Annotated in this window: 3 protein-coding genes; 2 read left to right on the top strand and 1 reads right to left on the bottom strand. The window is 52.2% G+C overall.

From position 1 onward, the window contains the following. The coding region (locus tag HWQ67_RS15605; protein ID WP_218253611.1) for a DUF433 domain-containing protein at positions 1-185 on the bottom strand (185 nt) is incomplete at its 3' end. A gap of 411 nt (positions 186-596) precedes the next feature. Here HWQ67_RS15605 and rsmG point away from each other — a divergent pair. Beyond that, positions 597-1,241, top strand: a complete 645-nt coding sequence (rsmG, locus tag HWQ67_RS15600) for a 16S rRNA (guanine(527)-N(7))-methyltransferase RsmG (protein ID WP_218253610.1) — start codon at positions 597-599, stop codon at positions 1,239-1,241. A 193-nt stretch (positions 1,242-1,434) separates the two neighbouring features. Continuing rightward, positions 1,435-2,223, top strand: coding sequence for a hypothetical protein (locus HWQ67_RS15595; RefSeq protein WP_218253609.1), 789 nt, complete (start codon positions 1,435-1,437; stop codon positions 2,221-2,223). Positions 2,224-2,841 lie beyond the last annotated feature (618 nt).

Raw genomic sequence — 2,841 nt, 5'->3', positions numbered from 1 at the left:
GCATATTCAAGGGCTTGACGGATATCGTGAGGTTCGAGGTCGGGATAGTCGGCCAGCACTTCATCGGATGTTGCACCGTGGGCAATCTGCCCCACGATGACCGAAACAGGGATACGCATCCCTCTTATACAGGCCCTGCCGCCCATAATCTTGGGATCAAAGGTAATACGGTCAAATTCCAGCATAACTAATCATCTCCTTTCTTGGCTTCATTGCCAAATATCTTCTTAAACGCTATACCAAGATAAATCAGATTTGCAAAATTTTTGTCATTCCCGCGCAGTCGGGAATCCATTCCATACGGCCATAAAAGACGCATAGATTCCTGCTTTCGCAGGAATGACAATTGTTCTTTACTTGTTATAAGGGCTATGATTCTTTTGCAAATTCCATTTAGTTGGGTATATATTGCGTCTGATATCTGCAAGCTGCATCTTTTATTCTATCGTAAGTTCGTACAGTTATGCAACCCCACCCCCAAGGGGAGGAGCAGTCAGGTGGTGGGAGGGGTTCGTTGTTAATCTGGCAACGGAGAACAGATCATCCCAGTGCCTTTGTGTTGACTATTTCCTGGGGTACGTGCTACGCTGTTTGTAATGCCAACCGACCTGTTACCGATATCGATCCTTAGAGAGGGGTTGACGGCCTTGGCGATTCCTGCTACGCAGTGGCTGCTGGAGGCCTTTGGCGTCTATCTCGTGGAGCTTAAGAGGTGGAGTCGCATACATAACCTCACCGCTATCACCGAGGACGCCGATATTGTCCGGCGACACTTTCTTGATTCGCTCCTGTACCTGAGATGCCTCCCACCCGATGCACGCAGCGTAATAGACGTAGGTAGCGGTGCGGGTTTTCCGGGTATCCCCATGAAACTGGTCAGACCGGAGTTGTCGCTGTGCCTGCTGGAACCAACTGGTAAAAAGGTCGCATTTCTCAGACATATGGTCGCAACGCTATCCCTGCCTAACGTCACCGTACTCCAGGGCAGGGTCGAGGACATCCCTGTCATCCCGGGGGGTACATACGACGCTGCGGTAGTGAGGTCGCTCTTTTCGGTTGATGCCTTCCTGACAAAGACCGCTGCCCTAGTAAAACCACGTGGCGTCATGCTCCTCAGCAAGGGCAAAGGCTACGAAAAGGAACTCATCGGCCTCAACACAGACGCCCTGCACGTTGAGCAACTCACCATACCCACCACCGATATACAGAGGTTTATCATCACGGCAACAATGTCTGCCTGATTGACCAAGGGAAGGGGTCAAGGGGTCAGCGAGGGGTCAGCGACCCCCGGCATAAAAGGGGCGAGCCGCCCCTTTTTTCTCTTACGGTCAAATGCGATTGCCCTGCTGATTGACTTGTTGACAAGCATACGATGACAGTTGTACCATATAGCATCTAAATTATGACAGAACTGCTATCCCAAAAAAGAAGGAGGTGATTGAGATTTTAAACAAAAGATATTCTATCGTGGTTGTATCGCTGATGGCGACACTTGTACTGATGTTATTAACGGTTGATGGGGTATTGGCCTATGAGTTGAGAGATTCGGTCATAGAGGAGAAGCTGCTGCATACCCAGCGGGTGCTTGAGGAGGCTGCCGATGGTGGATGGCTTTCACACAAGCAGGTCAGTAACTTCCAGCGCCGGATTGACAACGTCAGGGCTGAAGCTGAAAGAAAGGAACGCTCAAAGAGGTTTCTCAGATACGAAGAACGAGAGCTTCTGTCATCAAGGCTCGATAACATAGTGCGCGACATAGAGGCACTGACAGACAGACCACTACCTCCCGTTATCCCCCCAGGGATGCCGCCTGTGAAAGTACCGCTGCCACCACCACCACCACCCGTTAAGGTGCCGCCGCTTCCACCAGTGTTTGATCCTGACCCTGTGCCACCCCCCAGAGGGGAACGGCCACGTTTGCCTGTCCCACCACAACCACAGGAGCCACCACCGCCAGGACGTGACATACTACCACCGCCACCACCCGGAAGAACGGTAACTCCACCCCCACCGACTGTAGTGGTACCACCACCAGTGTATACGAGGCCAACTCCGCCGCCGGTACATGTAGCCCCGACTCCACCTCCGGCAAGGCCAACTCCGCCCCCGGCAACTCCACCTCCTGCTGTAAACATACCAACTCCGCCTCCGCAGTCATCAAAACCGACACCTCCGGTTCCAAGATTTACGCCGCCTCCGCTGACACTACCTCAGGGGCATTGACGTTGACTAAAAAGGGCAGTTGTTGTCTAAACTGCCCTCTTCAGTTTGCCTCAGAGTTATCTGGCCAGTGCTTTATCTGCAGTAGCCACTGTAATTGTTAACGCAGTGGTGGTGGTGGCTCTAGCGGAACCGGATGCCCTGGCGGTACCTGATGTCCTGGTGGAATCGGATGCCCTGGCGGCAATGGTTTTCCTGGTGGCACTGGATGCCCTGGCGGCCCTGGTACCAAGATAACACCATCAGTCGTTACGTGTGTCGTACCATCGGGGGCCACATGGGCAGTACACCCAACCAGACCCAGAGTCAACATCAATGCCACGATGAATCGTTTCATCTTACCTCCTGATAGAAGTTTATATGTGCGCCTTTTTTTATGCACGCCTTATGCACGCCTTTTGTTGTGCCGCCTGTAATTCACCTGCGATAAGTAACTGCTGCCCACTGGGTGATGAGCAGCAGTTTAGGGGAGGAACGAGGTGCTTATACTTAAATCTAACATAACAAGTCCCCGTTGTCAAGCTATATTCGTATCCTCTTTATATTTCATGGTAACTATACTTTAAGGCAAGAAAGAAAGGGGCGGCTCCGCCCCCCTTCAGAACCCCCCGCAAGGGGACC

It is taken from the genome of Candidatus Magnetobacterium casense (genome assembly GCF_019173545.1).
In the GTDB taxonomy this organism is placed as follows: Bacteria; Nitrospirota; Thermodesulfovibrionia; order Thermodesulfovibrionales; family Magnetobacteriaceae; genus Magnetobacterium; species Magnetobacterium cryptolimnobacter.
The sequence above is the reverse complement of the archived record's forward strand: the minus strand, read 5'-3'. Positions and strand labels throughout refer to the sequence as shown.